The following is a 21,394-nucleotide window of genomic DNA, read 5'->3' on the forward strand; positions in this document are numbered from 1 at the left end:
CCCCAGAAAAGTCTTTCTTTGCGTGCTCAGCGGATACTGTGCGTCCTTCGCGTAACCGCTTGTATCTCGGCCTTGTCACCTGTGGCAGACGAAGCAGTCGTGGGTGACCCGGTTGTCCCGGTGGCACTGGATGCAAAAGCCCATCTCGAACTTCACCGCCCCCGCCACCCGGTCCATGTGCCGGATGTCGCCGTGGCAGTGGCCGCAGTCGACGCCGCGCCGCAGGTGCATGGAGTGATCGAAATAGACGAACTCCGGCACCCAGTTCACCCGCTGCCAGACCACCGGCTGGTTCAGGGCCACCAGCTCCCGCAGCCGGGCGATGTACGGGTAGGTGCGGATGATGCGGGCGTGGCAGAGCAGGCAGGTCTGCAGCGGCGGTATGCCGGCCCGCGACGAACGGGTGGCGCTGTCGTGACACATGAAGCAGCTGATCTGCTTGATTCCGGCGTGCACCCGGTGGCTGAACGGGATGGGCTGGCGTGGGCCGAGTCCCACCGGGTAGAGCCGGTCCAGGTAGACGAGCGCCGCTGCCGCGGCGCACAGGACGACCACTGCCGCGGCGACATTGCCCCAGGGCGGCCCCGTTTTGTGCGGTGTGCCGCCGCTTCCCGCCGGAATCCCTTTGCCGGCTGCCGCCGTCATGGCCTTTCCCCCTCGACCCGGCGCAGCCAGGTCATTCCCAGCCCGAGTATCCCGGCAAACCCCGCGGCCAGCGAGAGCTCGGGGAGCCCCAGCCGGGGCGCCTGCTCGAAGGTGGGCGCCACCAGCCACCAGCGCTCCAGCCAGAGCCCGCACAATACCAGCAAGGAGATCACCCCGAGCGCGAGGCGGCTGCGCTTTGCGCGGATCGGCAACAGGAGCACCAGCGGCCCGAAATAGACCAGGGCCAGAAGGAAGGCGCTCACCGGCGCCCAGTCCCGCCCGTGCAGGCGCGGCACGATGAAGCGGACCTCGCGGGGGAGGTTCTCGTACCAAAACGGCAGGAGATGCGCGTACATGAGGTAGGTGGTCATCAGGCTGAAGGCGACCATCAGCTTGCCGAGGTCGTGAAGCTGGTCCGGTTCGGCCGCGGGATGGCTCGCGGCGAGGAGGGCCCAGCAGGTGATGGCGATGTAGAGCCCGGACATGAAGAAGTAGCCGCCGGCGAGGTTACTGTGCCAGTACGGGTCGAGCGCCATGACCAGGTCGAAGCCGAGCAGGGAGAAGACGAGGCAGTAAATGAGCACCAGCACCGGCCCCAGCCCCCCTCCCTCCCCCTTGCGCCGCTGCCGCAGGTGGTACCACCCCAACCCCCAGAAGACGAGGAGGGCGGCCAGGTCCCGGCCGAACAGGAAGTCCGGCTGCAGCCAGATCCCCTGATGGTAGTGGATGCCGCGCCAGGGACCCCACTCTCCGTTGGCGACCCAGAGGAGGACGAGGGCGGCCAGCGAGGGGAGTGCGAAGGCGATCCCGGCCGAGGCGAGCCGCTCGACCCTGACGTGCCATCTGCCGTTGCAGGTCGCCACCAGCGGCGGCCAGACCACCATCCCCCCCGCCAGCGAGGTGAAGAACAGGAAGTTGATCAGCAGCGAGCGCCAGGCGCGCGGCTCCTCGACGCCGTTTAACAGCACGACCCACACCGCGACTCCGGCCACGGCGAGGAGAAGCCAGAGCGGCAGCCAGAGCTTCGCGAAGGGACGCTCACTGGTGGACATGGAATTCCTCCGGTCGGGCAGGCGCGAGCCGCTCCTTCAGCAGTTCGACCTGGTCGGGCCCGCAGCTCACCAGCAGGCCGAACTTGTCGCGCGAGAAGCGCGGGTCGTACAAAGGACGCGTCTCCAGGCGGAACAGGCGGGCCAAAAGCGCGAGCCCCAGGAGGTTCGCCAGGCTCCCGATGAGGATGGTCCCCTCGAAGCCGACCACGCAGAAGGGGATCCAGGACAGGGGAGGCTTTCCCCCGACGGTGAGCCGGTTCACCAGCGCGGTGCCGCCGGCCAGCCAGAAGCCGCCGAGAAGGCCGGAGACGGCGCCCGCCAGGGTGAAGAGCCGCACCGGGCTCTTCTTAAGCTTCAGCACCTCGGAAAGCTGCTCGATCTTGACCGGCGAGAAGGTTTCCATGATCTCGAAGCCGCCGTCGCAGCAGAGCTTGGTGGCGCTGACCAGGCTGCCGGCATGGGAGAAGACGGCGAGGACCGTGGAACGGTGTTGCGGCAGCCTCTGGCTGACCCGGTTCAGGCACAGTTGCGTCTGTGGCACCTCCTCCTCGGCGATCTGCCCCTTCAACTCGCTCAGCGGAACGGTGGGGAGCCCCCTCGTGAAGAGGACGAAGAAGAGGAAGAAGAAGCCGAAGGAGCCGGCGGTGATCACCAGTTCCACCCAGGTGGGGAGGTAGCGCCCGAAGTTATGGGGGAGAAAGTCATGCGCCTGGGAGGTGTAGATGATCATCAGCCTCTCGTACCACATGCCGACGTTGACCAATAGCGAGATGACGAAGAGCGGCAGGTAGTGCGTGCGCAGGCGCCTGAAGACGAAGAGCCAGGGAACCAGCACGTTGCAGACCACGCAGAGCCAGTACATCCAGGCCACGGGCCCGAACAGGCGCCACTGGTAGTTTTGCCACTCGACCAGGTCGCCGGAGTACCAGGCGATGAACCCCTCGACGGCGTAGGCGTAGCCGACGATGGTGGCGGTGAGGATGATGGTCTTGGCCAGCATCTCGAAGTGGTGCATCTCGATCAGTCGCTCGAGGTGCAATAACTTCCGCATCGGGATCAGCAGGGTGAGCACCATGGCGAGCCCGGAATGGATGGCGCCGGCCACGAAGTAGGGGGGGAAGATGGCGCTGTGCCACCCCGGCAGAAGGCTCATGGCGAAGTCCCAGGAGACCACCGAGTGCACCGAGACCACCAGCGGGGTGGCCAGGGCGGCGAAGAAGAGGTAGGAGCGGCCGTAGTGGTGCCACTGGCTCCCGGAGCCGGACCACCCCACGGAGAGGGCGCGGTAGATCCTGCTTTTCAGGTGCTCCGGGCCCAGCTCAGTCCGGTAACGGTCCCGCGCCGCCGCGAGGTCGGGGATCAGGCCGATGTACCAGAAGATGAGGCTCACCGTGAAGTAGGTCGACACCGCCAGCACGTCCCAGACCAGGGGACTCACGAAGTTCGGCCAGATCTGGCGCTGCGACGGGTAGGGGATGATGTAGTAGAAAGCCCAGAGCCTTCCCAGGTGGATGAGCGGGAAGAGCCCCGCGGTCATGACCGCGAAGATGGTCATCGCCTCGGCCGAGCGCGACACCGCGTCGCGCCACTTGGCGCGCAGGAGGTACAGGATCGCCGAGATCAGGGTTCCGGAATGCGCGATACCGACCCAGAAGACGAAGTTCGTGATGTAGACCGCCCAGCCGACGGGGCGGTTCAGCCCGGTCACCCCCATCCCCGCCTGGACCTGGTACATCAGCGCGAGCGCCGCCAGTCCCACCAGCCCGGCCAGGGAGACCACCGCCAGGTAGAAGGCGTAGCCCGGCTTCTGCATGGCATTGAGGACGTCGTCGTTGATTTGGCCGTAGCTTGGCGGCACAGACGCTCTCCTTTGTCTGAAGGGGACTGGCTCCGCAGGTGCCTGTCCCCCTTGAGGCTCAGCTGATCAGACCACCTCGTTTTCCACCCGCTTCAGGAAGGTCACGGCGGGCTTCGTGTTCAGCTCGTGGAGCAGGTGGTAGCGGCGCGGGTCGCTGCGGGTGAGCCGGGTCACCTCCGCGGCGGGGTCGAGGAGGTCGCCGAAGGTGAAGACGCGGGCCGGGCAGGTCTGGGCGCAGGCGGGAACGATTTCGCCGTCCCGCAGTTTGCGCCCCTCCCGCGCGGCGCGGTACTGCGCCTGGCGGATGCGCTGGACGCAAAAGGTGCACTTTTCCATCACGCCGCGCTGGCGTACGGTCACCTCCGGGTTCAACTGCAGGTCCAGCGGCTTTCTCCACTCCAGGTTCAACCAGTTGAAGCGCCGCACCTTGTAGGGGCAGTTGTTGGAACAGTAGCGGGTGCCGATGCAGCGATTGTAGATCTGCGCGTTCAGCCCCTCCTCGTTGTGCACCGAGGCGAAGACCGGGCAGACCGGCTCGCAGGGGGCGGCGTCGCAGTGCTGGCAGTGCAGCGGGAGCCACGCGTAGCGCCAGGTACTGCCGGGGACGCGGTAGGGAGGGACGCGCAGCCATGCCATCTCCCGCCCGTCCGCCACCAGCTCCGGGCCGACCACCGGGACGTTGTTTTCGGCATAGCAGGCGACGGCGCAGGCGCCGCAGCCGATGCAGCGCTGCAGGTCGATCACCATGGCCCAGCGGTGCTTGGAGTGCTCATGCCTGGGGTAGAGGTCGCGGTCCGCGTGATAGCCCTCGGGGAGCGGAAGGTCGAACTCGACCGGGGGGGGCGGGGAGCGCAGCGCCGACAGCGGCACCGACTCGAGCAGGTCGCGGTGCAACTGGTCGTTGCGCAGCGCGGTGCGGATGGGGCGGGGGGCGTCGTCGGCGACCTTGCTGACCCGGCAGGGGGTGAAGAACCCGACCCGCTGGACGGCCTCGAGCAGGAGAAAGACGTTGGAGCCGACCCCCCTCGCGTTCTGGCCCAGGGCACTGTGCCCCTGGCCCAGCGCGATGGCCACGCTCTGCTCGTGCACCTCCGGGGTCAGGCGGACCGGCGCCCGCAGCGATCCGGAGACGCTGGTGAGCTGTACCAGGTCACCCTCCCCGATGCCGAGGGCGGCGGCCTTCTTCGGGTGCAGGTCGATCCAGTTGCCCCAGACGATGAAGCTCACCGGGTCGGGCGCCTCCTGCAGCCAGCCCCGGTTGGCCGGACGTCCGTCGTACAGCATGATGGAGGCCCAGGGCCAGAGCTCCACCTCCTCCGGGCGCGTCGCCCCAGGAGGAGGTTTGGCCTGGAAGGAGAACCCGGCCAGATGGGGGGCGGGTGCCGTCGTCGCAGCCGGAGCGGACACCTGCCAGGCTCCCCCCTTCCTGAGCGCCGCCTGCCAGCCTCGTTCCGCCTGGTCGCCTCCCCCGCCGAAACCACGCCGTTCCTTGAGCCACTGCTGCAGGTCGGCAGGTGTGGTGCCCCGTGCCGTCTTCAGCGGCCGCCCCGCCTGCCGGGCCAGGGCAATGAGGATGTCGCCGGCGCCGCGGGTGTCGTAGATGCGTCCCATCACCGGCTGTATCAGGCCGTCCACCCCCGGTTCCGGCTGGTACTCGCCCCACGATTCCAGCGGGTAGTCGGTCGGGAGCACCCAGCGTGCCAGTTCCGCGGTCTCGTCCAGCTGTGTTCCGAGGTACACCACCATCCCGGCCCGCGCCATCGCTTCCGCCGCTGCGGTCCTGCTGTAGGCGGGGTTCGCGTCGAGCACGAAGAGTACGTCCTGCGGCCCCAGCGAGGAAAAGAACAGGTCCAGCTCAGCCTCGCGGGCGCTTCCGCTCAGGGCGTGGGGACGGGAGAAATCGACGGTGGTGCCGAGCGCACCCGCGGCGTAGTTGAGCAGGGCGACGCAGAGGGCGGTGTCGGTGGCCGCCGGGCCCGAGGCATACTGCGGACCGGCCAGGGCGACGGGGCGGCGTGCTGCGGTGAAGTCGCGGGCCAGCGTGACCAGGAGCTCCTGGTCGACGGCGGGGGGAGGGGAGGAGTTGAACAGGGCGTCCAGCGCCGGTCGGACCGGCCCGAGGTCGTTCCGGTGCCATCCCCGCTCCAGGACCACCCTGAGCAGGGCCGCCGCCACGACCGGGAGCTGGTTCGGGGCAACCTGGACGAAACGGTCCGCGTTGCTCGCGGTCATGGAGAGGCGCGGCCCCAGGTAGGCCATGCGGGTCGGGGGTGCCCCCTCACGGTAGGCGCGGCCGTCGGCAAACTGCCGGGCCTGGCGGACCGGCGAGCCCCAGGTCTCCAGGAAGTCGGCGGCGAAACTGAGGATGAAGTCGCTCCCTTCCAGGTCGTGGCGGGGGATTACCGGGAGACCGAAGAGCTGCTGGTGCGCCGCGCGGAGGGATTCGCAGTTGAAGGGCTCGTAGAAGAGGAGCCGGTCCGAGCCGAAGGCGGCGGCAAATGCCTGCAGCACCTCCGCCTGCGCCCCGGTCTGCAGGCTGGAAAGCAGTGCCACCCTACCGCCGTGGGCCAGCCGGATGGAGATGGAGTCGAGAGCCTCCTGCCAGCTCTTGGGCCGGTACTTTCTCCCGGTGCGGTAGAGCACCTTGGTGACCCGGTCGGGGTCGAAAAGCCCCTGCAGCGAGGACTGCCCGCGCGGGCAGAGCGCGCCCCGGTTCACCGGGTGCTCGGGGTTCCCCTCCGCCTTGGTGGCGCGGCCGTCGCGGTTGGCGACGTGCATGCCGCAGCCGGCGGGGCATTCGCGGCAGGTCGTGGCGTAATAGGTCCAGTGGCCGGGAACGATCTCCTCCGGAGGGATCACCTTCGGGATCAGGTTGTTGACCAGCTTGCGCGGCGCGTCGGTCGCCAGTGCAATGCTGCTGCCCCCCGTGATCCACAAGAAGGTGCGTCTGGACATCTCGGACATCGGCTCCCCCCCGGGATGGTTCTCATTGGTGCATCGCGTCAATGAAGATGGAGATGAAAAAAGATTAACCTTTTTTATCAAGGTGGTGGACCTTGTCAAGCAGGCCGCGTAAATCGTGGTCTTCACTGTTGACAAAGGATGTCTCGTTCCTAGACTGTTAGGGTTGATTTAGATGACAAATCTAATGAGCAGGGAGGACTCATGACAACTGCCAGCGATTACCTGGTGCAAAGGCTTTACGACTGGGGGGTGCGCAAGGTCTACGGCTACCCGGGCGACGGCATCAACGGCGTGATGGGCGCCTTGAACCGGGAAAAGGAGAAGGTCGCCTTTATCCAGACCCGGCACGAGGAGGAGGCCGCTTTCATGGCCTGCGCGCACGCGAAGTTCACCGGCGAGGTCGGGGTCTGCATCGCCACCTCCGGGCCGGGCGCCATCCATCTGTTGAACGGGCTCTATGACGCGAAGCTCGACCACCAACCGGTGGTCGCCATCGTGGGACAGCAGCCCACCATGGCGCTCGGGGCGGACTTTCAGCAGGAGGTCGATCTCATTTCCTTGTACAAGGACGTGGCCCACCACTACGTGCACATGGCGAGCAGCGCCGAACAGATCAGGCAACTGGTCGACCGCGCCATCCGTATAGCCCTGGCTGAGCGGACCGTCACCTGCGTCATCCTTCCCAGCGACGTGCAGGAGATGGATGCGGTCCCCTCGCCGGTGCGCAAGCATGGTTCCACCTTCACCGGGCTCGGCTTCACCCGCCCTGACATCACCCCTGCCCGCGACGAGCTCAGGCGCGCCGCGGACGTCTTGAACGCCGGCAAGAAGGTGGCCATCCTGGTGGGGGCCGGCGCGCTCGGCGCAACTGAGGAGGTCGCCATAGCGGCCGAGAAGCTGGGGGCGGGGGTGGCCAAGGCGCTTTTGGGCAAGGCGGTGCTGCCGGACACCCTCCCGTACGTCACCGGTTCCATAGGGCTTTTGGGTACCAAGCCGAGCTGGGAGATGATGAAGGAGTGCGACACCCTGCTCATGATCGGCAGCGGCTTCCCCTATTCGGAGTTCCTGCCCAAGGAGGGGCAGGCGCGCGGGGTCCAGATCGATATCAGTCCGAGGATGCTGGGGCTGCGCTATCCCATGGAGGTGAACCTGCAGGGGGACGCGAGGCTCACCCTGCGGGCGTTGATCCCGCTGCTGGAGCAGAAGCAGGACCGGGGGTGGCGCGATGACATCGAGAAAGGGGTCAACGAGTGGTGGGAGGTGCTGGAGGCGCGCGCCAAGCTCGAGGCGAAGCCGATCAACCCGCAGCGCCTGTTCTGGGAGCTCTCCCCCCTGCTCCCGGACAACTGCATCCTGACCTGTGATTCGGGGTCGGCCGCCAACTGGTACGCGCGCGACCTCAAGATGAGGGCCGGCATGATGGCATCCCTGTCGGGCGGCCTGGCCACCATGTGCCCCGGGGTTCCTTACGCCGTCGCAGCCAAGATGAACTATCCGGACCGGCCGGTGATCGCCATGGTGGGAGACGGCGCCATGCAGATGCAGGGGATCAACGGGCTGGTGAACATCGCCAAGTACTGGAAGGAGTGGAGCAACCCGCGCCTGGTGGTCCTGGTCCTGAACAACGGAGACCTGAACCAGGTGACCTGGGAGCAGCGCGTCATGAACGGGGACGCGAAGTTCAGCGCGTCGCAGGACATTCCGGAATTCCCCTACGCGGGATACGCCGAGATGCTCGGCCTGGACGGGATCAGGTTGGAGGATCCGGAGCAGATCAGCGCGGCCTGGAGGACGGCGCTCTCGGCGAACCGGCCGGTGGTGATCGATGCGCGCTGCGACCCGGACGTGCCGCCGCTGCCGCCGCACATCACCTTCGAGCAGGCCAAGGGGTTCCTCTCCTCGCTCTTCAAGGGGGATCCGAACCTCGGCGGCATCATGACGCAGTCGGCCAAGCAGATGATGTCGACGCTGTTGACCAGGAGCGAGAAGTAGGGGAATGGGTAATTGACAATGGACAATTGACAATTGACAACGAACCGAGGGGGCTGGCTCCGCAGGTGCCGGTCCCCTTTTTGCGTCGGTCCGGGGAAGCTTGGCGAAGTCCCCCTTTGAGAAGGGGGATTTAGGGGGATTTGCTTTTGGAGAGGCGGGGGCAATTTGATTTTCCCTCTTCCCAATGAAAGCTGAGCCTGCGGACTCTCATTGAAAAGACGGCAAAGTGCGCTAGCCTCAACAGGTGTCGTCATAAAGGAGGCGCGCATGAAGATACCTACCGAGCAGTTCCGCGTGAAGCCCAAGGACAAGGTGGAGTTGAAGAAGCGCCCCACTTCGGTACCGCCTTTTTACCACTCCAAGGAGGAGTACCAGGAGCTTCTGACCGAACAGATCGAGCGGTTGAGCGCCCTGCAGGGACTTCTCTACGCCAACAACAGCTGGTCGGTCCTCCTCATCTTCCAGGCCATGGACGCCGCCGGCAAGGACAGCATGATCAAGCACGTCCTTTCCGGCATCAACCCGCAGGGTTGCGAGGTCTACTCCTTCAAGCACCCGAGCACCGAGGAACTGGACCACGATTTCCTGTGGCGCAGCATCAGGCGCCTGCCGGAGCGCGGCCGCATCGGCATCTTCAACCGCTCCTACTACGAGGAGGCCCTGATCGTACGGGTGCACCCGGAGATCCTGGCGGCGGAGAACCTCCCGGACGAACTATCCAGCCGCAAGAACATCTGGCGGGAGCGCTTCCGCTCCATGAACGACCTGGAAGCGCACCTGACTCGAAACGGCACCCTCATCATCAAGTTCTTCCTGCACATCTCCAAGGAAGAACAGCGCAAACGCTTCCTGGAGCGGATCGACAACCCGGAAAAGAACTGGAAATTCAACCGCGACGACATAGAAGAGCGCAAGCGCTGGAAGCAGTACATGAGGGCCTATGAGGAGTGCCTGGCCGCCACCAGCAGCAAGGAGGCACCCTGGTACGTCGTCCCGGCGGACGACAAGAAGAACGCACGGCTGGTCGTGGCCCAGGTGGTGGTGAACCTTTTGGAAGATTTGAAGATGAGGTATCCGGAAACCTCCGAGGAGAAGCGCCGGGAACTGCTGACCATACGTGACGAGTTGGCCAAATCGTGACCGGCGGGATTCCCGGCCGAGCGTCGGCCGGGAGGGTTTAGGGCAGCAAAAAGGCGGCTTGCGCCGCCTCGATTGAAGTTCTTGCCAAAGTCGTCATCGTGGTCGTCATCGTGTAATGCTCCGTCCTGCCAGCAGGCCTGCTACCAGCATCACCACGGCGATAACCAGGAACAGGTAGAAGAGCAATTTTGCGATACCCGCCGCAGCAGTGGCGATACCGCCGAAACCAAACACTGCAGCGATGATGGAAATAATGAAGAAAATGATGGCCCAACGTAACATGATCTTTCACCTCCCCGCACACTCATTAGCTTCCTTAAACAAAGTGTATCATGGGAACGGCAAGGTTTTAAATCTTGTAATTTTTTAATTTTTGTGTCGACCCCATCGTCCGTTGTCAATTGTCCATTGTCAATTGCCTCTCCCGTCTATCCCCGTTCCAGGTTCTCGATGCACTGCTCCAGGTCGATTCCAGGTCCCAGCACCCCCGCGAACAGGTCGCCCAGGTGCTCCAGCCGTCCCGGCATGGTGGCGATGGTGAACCGGCTCGGGTCGAGGCCCGGCTTTACCTCCTCCCACTTGAGCGGGGCGGAGACGGTTGCGCCGGGCCTGGGGCGTATGCTGTAGGGGGCCGCCAGGGTCTGTCCCGGCTTGTTCTGCAGGAAGTCGAGGTAGACCTTTTTCTGCCGCAACTTCGGGCTGCGCAGGATGCTGGTGAAGTCCGGGACCTTGTGGTGCACCAGGGTCGCGATCACCTTGGCGAATTCGCCCGCGGCATCGTAGTCGTACCTGGCGCCCAGCGGCACATAGATGTGGATGCCGGTTGCGCCGGAGGTCTTGGGAAAGCTGACGGCGCCTGCTTTGTCGAGGACTTCGCGCACGGCCAGTGCCGTCTCGATCACCTTGGCAAAGGGGATATCCTCGGGGTCCAGGTCGATGACGAAGTAGTCGGGGTAGTCGAGGTTTTGCAGCCGCGACAGCCAGGGGTTGATCTCGATGCAGCCCAGGTTGGCCATGTAGACCAGGGTGGCCTCATCCTGGCAGACGAAGAACTTGATGTTCTTGTCCACGTGCTTCGAGTAGATCTCGCGGGTCGTGATCCAGGCAGGCGGCAGCTCGCCCGCCTCCTTCTGGAAAAAGCCCGGCTCCGCGATGCCGTTGGGGGTGCGGTACAGCGACTCCGGACGGTCCACCAGGTGGGGGAGCATGGCGTGGGCCATGGTCCGGTAGTAGTTGACGACGTCTCCCTTGGTGTACCCCTGGTCCGGCCAGAACACCTTGTCCAGATTGGAAAGTTCCAGCCGGTGGCCGTCCAGGATCATCAGCTCTTCCCTGCCCCTCTTTCCGCTGGAGGTTTTAGCGGGGGGCGCCGGCTGGGACGGGGCAGGGGGCGGGGGGGGCGCAGCGGGCTTGGGGGGCGGGGCGGCGGCCGAGGCGACCAGCTCCCGCACCACGCCCTTCGGGTCCTTGTCCTCCCTGAGGCCGAGGTAGATGGGCTGGCGCATCACGTTTTCATCGGTCCATTCGGAAAATTCGACCTCGCAGACCAGTTCCGGCCTCACCCACGTGACCGGCATGTCCGACTTGACCGGCTGCTGGAACGGGGAGCTGTCCTGCACCAGCGGCTGCAGCAGGTCGTACATCTCCTTGAGCCCGGCGTCGTCGAAGCCCCCGCCGGCGAACCCGATGCAGACCAGCCGGTCGTCCTCGTACACGCCGAGCACCAGGGCGCCGAACCCCTTTCTGCTGCGGCGCGGCTGGGTGAAGCCGCAGATCACCGCCTCCTGTTGCAGGCGTACCTTGATTTTCAGCCACTCCTTGCTCCTTCTTCCCGCCTGGTACAGGCTGGCGGCACGTTTGGCCAGGATCCCCTCCAGGTTGTTCTGGCGCGCCAGCTCGAAGAACTCCCTGCCGTACTCCATGACGTGGTCGCTGTAGCGGATGTCGGCAAGGTCCGGCAGCAGGGCACGCAGCCGCTCCTTGCGGGCCAAAAGCGGCTGGTTGCGCAGGTCTTCACCGTTGAGGTAGAGCAGGTCGAAGACGAAATAGGCGATGTTGCCGCGGCCGGTGCGCTGGTAGTTCTGCAGCAGCTGAAAATAGGAGCGCCCGCTGTCGTCGAGCGCCACCACCTCGCCGTCGAAAATGGCGTCGACGCCGAGGGAGGCCAGCGCCGCGACAACAGTGGGGAATTTTTTGTTGAAGGAGAGGTTGTTGCGCGAGTAGAGGGAGACTTTGCTGCCGGAGACTTCGGCTAGGGCGCGGTAGCCGTCGAGCTTGATCTCGAAAAGCCAGTCCGGGTCGTCGAAGGACTCGGCCGCGGAGGTGGCAAGCATGGGGGTGCCGGCTGACACTGTGGACCTGATGGACCCGGTGGACCCGGTGGACCCGGTGGACCCGGGAGAGTTGGTGGGGGTGGTGGGGGTGGCGGACTCTGCGGGCGGTGTTGGGGGGGCGCCTGTTGCTTGCTCCTCCCCCAGGAGGGGGGAGGAAGGGTGGAGGGGAGCCGGTGCGGCGGCACCTGGTTGCCGCGCCTGCACGGACACGCGCTGCGGCATCCGGCCGGCCCGCACGTCCTCGATGGTCGCGTTGCTCACCACGGAACGGTCCAGGAGGGTCACGTCGTCGCTGCTGACGAACGGGTCCTTTTTCTTGATCAGCAGCCAGGAGTTCCCCTTGTCCCCCTTGATGCGCACCAGGGCGAACTCGCCGTTCAGCTTCTCACCGTGCAACACGAACTTCAGGTCGCCTTTCTGCAATCCCTCGCGCAAAAGCTCGAGACTCCGCTCCGGGGCCTCGCTTCCCGACGCATGGAAGGTGCCGGTGTCCCAGATGATCACTTCACCGGCGCCGTAGTTCCCTTTGGGGATCACTCCCTCGAAGTCGCCATACTCGTAAGGATGGTCCTCGACCATCATGGCCAGCCGCTTCACGGCAGGGTCGAGTGAGGGACCCTTGGGAATGGCCCAGCTCTTCAACACGCCGTCCAGCTCCAGGCGAAAATCGTAATGCAGGTGGGAGGCGGCATGCTTGTGGACCACGAAACGCAAGGCCCTGGCGGACCTCGCCCCGCTCCCGGCGGGCTCGGGTGTCCTGCTCAGGTCCCGTTTGCGCTGATACTCTTCCAGTCCCATGAGAACACCTCCTTTGGCTGCACATGAGTCTATCACAGCAACAGCACGCGGGAGATTGACAAAAGGAGAGCGGCGGCTAGATTATTATGCGTTGCTAATTTTGAGGCTAACCCAAGGCCCATCGCGGGCGCAAGAAAGGAGAGGAAGCATGAAGGTCCAGGAGATCAAGGAGATCGCACAAAAGATGGACATCCCGTGCGGGAAGCTGAAAAAAGGCGAGCTGATCCGCCTTATCCAAAACAAGGAAGGAAATAGCGCGTGTTTCGATTCGGGGCAGTCATCCCAGTGCGGGCAGCAGGGCTGCCTCTGGGCGGAGGACTGCAACTGAGGACCTGCCGGGAGGAGGCGCCGATGGACTTCGACTACACCAAGTACGAGTACATTCCAGAGTGCAAGGACGGTTGCGGCGCCATAACCGACTGGTTGAGCAGCAGGGAAATGGCGCGCGAGGCGGGGGAGAACCACCACAAGTCGACGGGTCACGAGTGGACCCTGCTGGAAAAGATGCGGGAGGAGTAGCACGCCATGTTATGGGGGTCATGCTGACTGAAGGAGGAAAGAGCGGTTTACCCGCGGCCATACGGGTCGCGAGCGAACAAATACCAAAAACTGATCCGGAGGAAAGCATGAACAGAGACGACATTCTCGACCAATTGGAAAAACTGATCCAGCTGGATGTGGACGCGACCCATGCCTATGACCAGGCCATCAAGAACGTGAACGAGGTGGTCATCAAGGACAAGTTGATCCAGTTCCAGGCGGACCACCGCAAGCACATCGACCTCCTCTCCGCGAAGCTGCTGGAGCTCGGGGGGACCCCGCCGGAGCTCACCTCCGACTTCAAGGGGTTCCTCATCTCCGGCTTCACGGCCCTGCGCAGCCTGACCGGCTCGAAGGGGGCACTGGAGGCGATGGAGAGCAACGAACGCCTGACCACCAGCCGTTACGAGGAGGCCTCCAAGCTCGATTTCCCCGTGGACATCTCGGCCATCGTGCGTGCCAACTACGCCGACGAGCAGCGCCACCTCTCCTTCATCCGCGAAGCACTGCCGACGTTGCGCAAGTAGGGTAACACCGAAAGCGCAACACCCTTCCGCCACGGCTGTGCTGCGGGAAAGCCCGGATCCACTGGATCCGGGCTTTCTTTTTTCATTAGGGCCGGAGGAAACGGGACTCATCTTCTGCGAAAGCGCCTCTCGCAAGGCATTGACATGAGTGGTCGCTAATGTATCTTTGGTTAGTATTTTTTTATGTGAATCCGGCCGCTCTCATGGGAGGGCAGTTATGGCCGGCGGAGGTGGTCATGGTAGCGGGTGGCTGGCGCGTAGAACTCGGCGCCACGGTTTTGAAGGATGGGACGCAGTTCCGGGTCTGGGCCCCCAAGTCCAAGACGGTGAACGTCCTCATCCTCTCCGGCAAGGCAACCGGCACGGTGGCCATGCAGCCGGAGGGAAAAGGATACTATTCGATCACCGTCCCCGGCGTGGCCGACGGCGACCGCTATCTCTACCAGCTCGACTCCGGCAGGACCTTTCCCGATCCCGTGTCACGCTACCAGCCCGACGGCGTGCACGAGCCGTCCCAGGTGGTGGACCCGGAACAGTTCCTGTGGAGCGAGGAGGGGTGGCAGGGTATCCCGTTGGAGCAGTACCGCATCTACGAAATCCACGTCGGTACCTTCACCGTGGAAGGGACCTTCGAAGCGGTGATCCAGCATCTGGACTACCTGGTCGAGCTGGGGATCACCGCGCTGGAGATCATGCCGGTGTCGCAATGCCCGGGGAGGCGCAACTGGGGCTACGACGGCGTGTACCATTTCGCCCCCCAAAGCAACTACGGCGGCCCCGAAGGGCTGAGAAGGCTGGTGAACGCCTGTCACAGGAAGGGACTCGCGGTGGTACTGGACGTGGTCTACAACCACTTCGGCCCGGAGGGGTGCTACCTGGACGACTTCGGCCACTACTTCACCGACAAGTACCGCACCCCCTGGGGGCGGGCCATGAACCTCGACGGCGCTGACAGCGACCCGGTCCTGGAATACTTCCTGGGCAACGCCGCCTACTGGACGACGGAATTCCGTTTCGACGGGCTGCGGCTGGATGCGGTGGACTGGATCTTCGACCAGACCCCGAAGCCGCTTTTGCGCCGCCTGGCCGACGAGATCCACCAGCACCGGGAGCGGCTGGGACGTCAGCTCTACCTCTTCGCGGAGAACGACACCAACGACGTGCGCCTGATCAATTCCCCGGATAAGTGCGGCTTCGGCCTCGATGCACAGTGGTGCGACAACTTCCATCACGCGCTGCGCGCGCTTTTGACCGGCGAGATCACCGGATACTACGAGGATTTCGGCCAGTTCAGCCAGCTGCAGAAGGCGTTCGAGGAGGCCTTCGTCTACACCGGCGAGTACTCGAGGTACCGCAGGCGGCGCCACGGCGGACCTACCGAAAAACATCCCGGCTCGCAGTTCGTGGTCTTCTCGCAGAACCACGACCAGGTCGGTAACCGCAAGTGCGGCGACCGCCTGAGCGCCACCCTCCCTTTGAATCAACTGCTCCTCGCGGCCGCCACGGTGATCCTGTCTCCCTACCTGCCGCTGATCTTCATGGGAGAGGAGTACGGGGAGCGCGCCCCCTTCCACTACTTCATCGACCACACCGACCCGGAACTCGTGGAGTTGGTGCGCAAGGGCAAGCACGAGGAGCATGCCTCCGGGATCTGCGAGGGTGACATCCCTGATCCAGCGGCCGAGTCTACCTTCGAGGAATCAGTGATCGACGTGGCGTCGCCCAAAGAGGGTGAGCAGGCCGTCATCCTCGCCTTCTACAGGAAGCTCTTTGCCCTGCGTACCGCCCTTCCGGCGCTACAGGTGTACCAGCGCGACGCGATGGCGGTCGCGGGGCTGCCTGAACAGAAGGTTCTCTTCCTGAGAAGGTGGACCGGCGGCTCCTCGGTGCTTTGCCTGTTCAGCTTCAGCAACATCCAGCAGGAGATCCCTCTCGATCTGCCGCGGGGAAATTGGGAGCGGGTGCTGGACTCCTCGGGGCAGCAGTGGCGAGGCCCGGGCGAGGAGGCCCCGGAGCGTGTGGAAGTCGGCGATGCGGAGCGGCACCGGATGGTCAGGGTCAACCCTTTCAGCGTGGTGATGTACAGCGCCCAACTTTCAGGAGGAACACATGGAGCCAGCTAAGGAGCGTTTCGTCTGCATCCACGGACACTTTTACCAGCCGCCGCGGGAAAACCCCTGGCTCGAGGCGGTGGAGATACAGGATTCGGCCTTCCCCTATCACGACTGGAACGAACGCATCACCGCCGAGTGCTACGCCTCGAACTCGGCCTCCCGCATCCTGGACGGCGACAGCCGCGTCATGGACATCACCAGCAATTACGCGAAGATAAGCTTCAACTTCGGGCCGACCGTCCTCTCCTGGATGGAGCTTGCCGCCCCCAACATCTACAACGCCATCCTGACCGCGGACAAGCAGAGCATGGAGTGGCGCTCGGGCCACGGCTCCGCCATCGCCCAGGTCTACAACCACATGATCATGCCGCTGGCGAACTCGCGCGACAAGCACACCCAGGTGGTGTGGGGCATCGCCGATTTCCAGAAACGTTTCGGGAGGTTCCCGGAAGGAATGTGGCTCGCCGAGACGGCGGTCGACCTGGAGACGCTGAACATCCTGGCCGAGCAGGGGATCAAGTACACCGTGCTCGCGCCGCACCAGGCCGGAGCGTACCGGGCGCTGGGGACGGAAGAATGGACCGAAACCGAGATCGACCCCACCCGCGCCTACCTCTGCAAGCTCCCCTCCGGGCGCTCCATCACCCTGTTCTTCTACGACGGCCCCATCTCGCGCGCGGTCGCCTTCGAAAACCTCCTGGACAGCGGGGAGGCCCTGGCGGGGCGGCTGATCGGCGGCTTCACCGAAGACCGCGACTGGACCCAGCTGATGCACATCGCCACCGACGGTGAGACCTACGGCCACCATCAGAAATTCGGCGACATGGCGCTTGCCGCCTGCTTGAACCACATCGAGGGGAACAACCTGGCGCGGCTCACCAACTACGGCGAGTACCTGGAACTGTGCCCGCCGGCCATGGAGGTGCAGATCCGCGAGCGGACCTCCTGGAGCTGCGCCCACGGCGTGGAGCGCTGGAACAGCGATTGCGGCTGCTCGGGCGGGGTCCCGGGATGGAACCAGCAGTGGCGCGCCCCGCTTCGCGCCGCGCTCGACTGGCTGCGGGACCGGCTCGCCAAGGGGTTCGAGCAGAAGGGGAGGGAATTTTTCAAGGATCCCTGGCAGGCACGCGACGCCTACATCGAGGTGATCCTGGACCGCAGCATGGAGCGTGCGGAAAGCTTCCTGTCCCAGCACGCCTCCCGGGAACTGGCCAGGGACGAGAAGATTCAGGCCCTGAAACTGCTGGAGATGCAGCGCCACGCCATGCTCATGTACACGAGCTGCGGCTGGTTCTTCGACGAGCTCTCGGGGCTGGAGACGGTCCAGGTGATCGACTACGCGAGCCGCGCCCTGCAGCTCGCCGGGGGAATCGTGGAAAGGAACCTGGAACAGGCCTTCCTGGGCCGGCTCAAGGAGGCCAAGAGCAACATCCCCGAGCACCAGGACGGCCTCTGGATCTACCAGAACTTCGTACTCCCGATCCGGCTCGACCTGGTCAGGGTCGCCGCCCACTACGCCTTCAGCTCGCTCTACGAGGAGTATGAGGAGCGCTCCCAGATCTACTGCTACGCCATCGCCAGGGAGGAGTACCACAAGATCGCCAGCGCGGACGCGGTCATGGCCATGGGGCGCATCCACGTGGCGAGCGAGATCACCGAGGAGGAGGCCTGCCTCACCTTCTGCGTCATGCGCATCGGCAGCCACGACTTCAAGGGGGGTGTGAAGGAGGCCTGTGACGCGGGTGGCTACGCGGCCATGCGGGAGGAGATGAGCGGCGCCTTCGACAAGGGGCTCTACACCGACCTGGTCACCCTGATGGACAAACACTTCGGCACGCACAGCTTCTCCCTGGTGAACCTGTTCAGCGACGAGCAGCGCAAGATCATCAACCAGATCATCAAGCAGAGCATGGAGGAGGAGATATCCAGCTACCAGGAGATGTACGAACGCAGCCGCCCCCTCATGGAGTTCGTCAAGGAGACCCGGGTCCCGGTGCCGCACATCTTCATGGCGGTGGCTCAGCCGGCCCTGAACGAGGCCCTGCGCCACGCGATGAGCGAGGAGGAGGTCGACGCGGACGCGGTGCACAGGATCGTCGGGCAGATCCGGGCCTGGGGCGTTGCCATCGAGGAACCCGGGACGGAGTACTTCATGAGGCGCCGCCTCGAGGCGATGTCCGGCGAGCTGCGGCAGGATCCCTCCGACCTCAAGCTGATGGGTAGAATGCAGAAGTACATGGACCTCTTGTACGAGATCCCCATTAACGTCGTGCTCTGGCAGATGCAGAACGACTATTACCAGCTGGCCAAGACGGTGTACCCCGAGTACGTGACCCGATCGGGCGGAGGAGAGGAAGGGGCGGGCATCTGGCTCGACGCGTTCAGGAAGCTGGGGGAAACCCTGCGCTTCAACCTGGGAGCGGTGCTGCCACAAGGGTAGACCGGGGGGAGCATGGAGCCAAACCTGCCTGAGGCGCGTATTCCCAGCGCCACCTACCGGCTGCAGTTCAACGCCGGGTTCACCTTCGCCGACGCCACTGGGATCATCGCCTACCTGGACGACCTCGGCATCAGTGACGTGTACGCCTCCTCCTACCTCGCCGCCAAGGAAGGGAGCGTGCACGGCTACGACGTGGTGAACCAGACCATCCTGAACCGGGAGGTCGGGGACGAGCAGGGGCACCAGGTCATGGTCGACGAGCTCTCCCGCCACGGCATGGGGCACATCCTCGACTTCGTCCCCAACCACATGTGCATCGAAAGCGGCGACAACATCTGGTGGATGGACGTACTCGAAAACGGCATGAGCTCCCCCTTCGCCCGCTTCTTCGACATCGACTGGGAGCCGGTCAAAAAGGAACTGACCGGCAAGGTGCTGCTGCCGCTTTTGGGCGACCAGTACGGCAAGGTGCTGGAGGGGGGCGGGCTGCAGCTCCTCTTCCGCGACGGCGCCTTCTTCGTGCAGTGCTACTCCCTGCAGATCCCCATCGAGCCGCGCAGCTACCTCCGCATCCTGCAGTACCGGCTGGACATGCTGAAAGAGCGGTTCCCCCCGGAGGCCTCGCCGGTCCAGGAGTTCTTGAGCATCGAGACCGCACTGCAGCATCTCCCCCCTCCCACCGAGCAGGACCCCGAGAAGATGGGCGAGCGCCACCGCGAGAAGGAGATCATCAAGAAGCGGCTCTGGCAGTTGTGCCAGGATGCGCCGGAGGTGACGGAATTCATCGCGGAGAACGTCAGGATCTTCAACGGCGCCAAGGGGGAACCCGGCAGTTTCGATTCCCTGGACCAGCTGCTGCGGGACCAGGTGTACCGCCTCTCCTACTGGCGGGTCGCGACGGAGGAGATCAACTACCGCCGCTTCTTCGACATCAACGCCCTGGCGGCGATCCGCATGGAGGACCAGGCGGTCTACGACCTCACCCACACCCTGCTCTTCAGGCTGATCCGGGAGCGGAAGGTGACCGGGGTGCGCATCGACCACGTGGACGGTTTGTACGACCCGGTCTCCTACCTGCAGAACCTGCAAAAGAGCGCGTACCTGCTGCTGTGCGGCTGCGAGCCGGGGGGCGAGGGGGGCAATGGCGCCGAGGCGGAGTACTTCGCCGGACTGGAACAGGACCCCTTTTACCAGCCGCTCTACGCGGTGGTGGAGAAGATCCTGATGAAGGGGGAGCAGCTCCCCGAGCAGTGGCCGGTGGCCGGCACCACCGGGTACGAGTTCCTGAACAGCGTGAACGGCATCTTCGTCGATACTGAGGCCGCCAAGCAGTTCGACCGCATCTACGACCGCTTCGTCAAGCGGGCCTCCGACTTCACCGAGATCGTCTACGAAAAGAAAAAGCTGGTGATGCAGGTCTCGCTCTCGGGTGAGGTGAACATGCTGGCGCACCAGCTGAACAACATCGCCGAGCAGGACCGGCTCACCCGCGATTTCACCCTGAACAGCCTGGTCCGCGCCATCAGCGAGGTGATCGCCTGCTTCCCGGTGTACCGCACCTACGCCAATTCCGCCTCGGTGCGCGACAAGGACGTGCAGTACATCGAGGCGGCGGTGTCCAAGGCCAAGCGCAGGAACCCCGCCATCAGCGGCTCCGTCTTCGACTTCGTACGGGACGTGCTTCTTCTGAAGGCGCCGGAGCGGGCCGGCGAGGAGAGTCGCCGCGCCTGGCTCTATTTCGCCATGCGCTTCCAGCAGATCACCGGGCCGGTCATGGCCAAGGGGCTGGAGGACACCGCCTTCTACGTCTATCACCGGCTCATCTCGCTCAACGACGTCGGGGGGATGCCCGGCAAGTTCGGCACCACGCTGGAGGCCTTCCACGGGCAGAACCTGGAGCGCAACAAGAACTTCCCCCATGCCATGGTCACCACCTCGACCCACGACTCCAAGCGCGGCGAGGACGTGCGCACCCGGATCGACGCCCTCTCCGAGCTCCCGGAACTCTGGCAGAAGTCGGTGGTGCGCTGGAGCCGGACCAACAAGGGGCGGGGGAGCCTGATTGAAAACCAGAGGGTCCCGGACCGCAACGAGGAATACCTGATTTACCAGACCCTGCTGGGCGCCTGGCCCGCGGGGGAGATGGACCAGGCGGGGTACGACAGCTTCAGGGGGAGGATCCGCGACTACGTGATCAAGGCGCTGCGGGAGGCGAAGGTCAACAGCAGCTGGGTGAGCCCCAACAGCGCCTATGAGGAGGCGGTGCTGGGTTTCCTGGACGGCATCCTGGAGCAGTCGCCGGGGAACCCGTTCCTGCGCGAGTTTCAGCCGCTGCAACGGCGGGTCTCGCGTTGCGGCCTGTTCAGCTCCCTGTCCCAGACCCTTCTTAAGATGACTGCCCCGGGGGTGCCGGACTTCTACCAGGGGACGGAGCTGATCGAGTTCACCCTGGTCGATCCGGACAACCGGCGCCAGGTCGATTACGCCGCCAGGAAGGAGGCGCTGCGCGAGATAAAGGAGCGCGAGGCCGAGATCGGCGCGCAGCCCCTATGCCGGGAGCTCCTGGAACGAAGCGAAGACGGCAGGATCAAGCTCTTCCTGATCTACCGGGTGCTGAACTACCGCCGTCGGCACCGGGATCCCTTCGATTCCGGAGAGTACCTGCCGCTCGAGGCCAAGGGGGCACGCGAGCGGCACGTCTGCGCCTTCGCCCGGAAGGGAAGCGAGAGCACGCTGATCGTGGCGGCGGCGCGGCTGGTGGCCGGGTTGATGCCGGATGAGGGGAGCACTCCGCTGGGGGCGGCCTGGCAGGACACCGTGCTGCTGGTGCCGGAAGGGTGCGGGGAGAGGTTCAGCAATATCGTCAACGACCAGCAGGTGGAGGCGGAGCGCTGCGATGGACGGCTGGCGATACCCCTTGCGGCACTGTTCAGCGATGTGAGCGTGGCGTTGCTGGAGCCGGTATAGAGAGGGAGGGAGCGGATAGAGAGG

The 21,394-nt window shown here is 64.7% G+C and carries 14 protein-coding genes; 8 read left to right on the forward strand and 6 right to left on the reverse strand.

The genetic code is table 11. The annotated features are described in order from the left end of the window. Positions 1 to 75: 75 nt before the first annotated feature. The 4 genes from KP004_RS20215 to KP004_RS20230 all read right to left on the reverse strand — a co-directional run bounded on the left by KP004_RS20215 (position 76) and on the right by KP004_RS20230 (position 6,519). On the reverse strand, positions 76 to 645 hold the full coding sequence (locus tag KP004_RS20215) for a cytochrome c3 family protein (protein WP_239026877.1): 570 nt from the start codon (positions 643 to 645) through the stop codon (positions 76 to 78). Continuing rightward, on the reverse strand, positions 642 to 1,697 hold the full coding sequence (locus KP004_RS20220; RefSeq protein ID WP_216800171.1) for a hypothetical protein: 1,056 nt from the start codon (positions 1,695 to 1,697) through the stop codon (positions 642 to 644). Before KP004_RS20220 ends, KP004_RS20215 begins: the two co-directional genes overlap by 4 nt. Continuing rightward, positions 1,684 to 3,555 (reverse strand): quinol:electron acceptor oxidoreductase subunit ActD, encoded by a 1,872-nt coding sequence (locus KP004_RS20225; RefSeq protein WP_239026878.1) that lies wholly within the window; start codon positions 3,553 to 3,555, stop codon positions 1,684 to 1,686. Before KP004_RS20225 ends, KP004_RS20220 begins: the two co-directional genes overlap by 14 nt. Positions 3,556 to 3,621: 66 nt before the next feature. Then, positions 3,622 to 6,519, reverse strand: coding sequence for a 4Fe-4S dicluster domain-containing protein (locus KP004_RS20230; protein WP_216800172.1), 2,898 nt, complete (start codon positions 6,517 to 6,519; stop codon positions 3,622 to 3,624). A gap of 201 nt (positions 6,520 to 6,720) precedes the next feature. Between KP004_RS20230 and KP004_RS20235 the strand changes: the two genes are divergently transcribed. Together KP004_RS20235 and KP004_RS20240 are read left to right on the forward strand one after the other, a co-directional pair. Next, complete coding sequence (locus KP004_RS20235) at positions 6,721 to 8,511, forward strand: thiamine pyrophosphate-requiring protein (RefSeq protein ID WP_216800173.1); 1,791 nt, start codon at positions 6,721 to 6,723, stop codon at positions 8,509 to 8,511. 267 nt (positions 8,512 to 8,778) lie between these two features. Further along, on the forward strand, positions 8,779 to 9,651 hold the full coding sequence (locus tag KP004_RS20240) for an ADP-polyphosphate phosphotransferase (RefSeq protein ID WP_216800174.1): 873 nt from the start codon (positions 8,779 to 8,781) through the stop codon (positions 9,649 to 9,651). 105 nt (positions 9,652 to 9,756) lie between these two features. Here the strand turns inward: KP004_RS20240 and KP004_RS20245 are convergent, their stop codons facing one another. Both KP004_RS20245 and ligD read right to left on the reverse strand, forming a co-directional pair. Beyond that, entirely contained in the window at positions 9,757 to 9,933 is a 177-nt protein-coding gene (locus KP004_RS20245) for a DUF1328 family protein (protein WP_216800175.1), read from the reverse strand. A 146-nt stretch (positions 9,934 to 10,079) separates the two neighbouring features. Continuing rightward, entirely contained in the window at positions 10,080 to 12,782 is a 2,703-nt protein-coding gene (gene ligD / locus KP004_RS20250) for a DNA ligase D (RefSeq protein WP_216800176.1), read from the reverse strand. Positions 12,783 to 12,930: 148 nt separating this feature from the next. Between ligD and KP004_RS20255 the strand changes: the two genes are divergently transcribed. The 6 genes from KP004_RS20255 (at position 12,931) to KP004_RS20280 (ending at position 21,370) form a co-directional block, all read left to right on the forward strand. Next, positions 12,931 to 13,110 carry an SAP domain-containing protein gene (locus KP004_RS20255; protein WP_216800177.1) on the forward strand — a complete coding sequence of 60 codons (180 nt, stop codon included), beginning with the start codon at positions 12,931 to 12,933 and terminating at the stop codon, positions 13,108 to 13,110. Between the two features lie 23 nt (positions 13,111 to 13,133). Continuing rightward, positions 13,134 to 13,301 carry a hypothetical protein gene (locus tag KP004_RS20260; RefSeq protein WP_216800178.1) on the forward strand — a complete coding sequence of 56 codons (168 nt, stop codon included), beginning with the start codon at positions 13,134 to 13,136 and terminating at the stop codon, positions 13,299 to 13,301. 107 nt (positions 13,302 to 13,408) lie between these two features. Next, positions 13,409 to 13,849, forward strand: coding sequence for a ferritin-like domain-containing protein (locus KP004_RS20265; RefSeq protein ID WP_216800179.1), 441 nt, complete (start codon positions 13,409 to 13,411; stop codon positions 13,847 to 13,849). Positions 13,850 to 14,085: 236 nt separating this feature from the next. Then, the gene (treZ, locus tag KP004_RS20270; protein WP_216800180.1) at positions 14,086 to 15,972 is read left to right on the forward strand and encodes a malto-oligosyltrehalose trehalohydrolase; all 1,887 of its coding nucleotides are present in this window, start codon (positions 14,086 to 14,088) and stop codon (positions 15,970 to 15,972) included. Continuing rightward, positions 15,959 to 18,403: a DUF3536 domain-containing protein gene (locus tag KP004_RS20275; RefSeq protein ID WP_216800181.1), complete on the forward strand. Its 2,445-nt coding sequence runs from the start codon at positions 15,959 to 15,961 to the stop codon at positions 18,401 to 18,403. The genes treZ and KP004_RS20275 overlap by 14 nt, the downstream gene beginning before the upstream one ends. A gap of 12 nt (positions 18,404 to 18,415) precedes the next feature. Next, a complete protein-coding gene (locus tag KP004_RS20280; protein WP_216800182.1) occupies positions 18,416 to 21,370 on the forward strand; it encodes a malto-oligosyltrehalose synthase in 2,955 nt (984 codons plus the stop codon). The last annotated feature ends 24 nt before the right edge of the window (positions 21,371 to 21,394 follow it).

Origin of the sequence: Geomonas oryzisoli (assembly GCF_018986915.1) — a bacterium.
Lineage (GTDB): Bacteria > Desulfobacterota > Desulfuromonadia > Geobacterales > Geobacteraceae > Geomonas > Geomonas oryzisoli.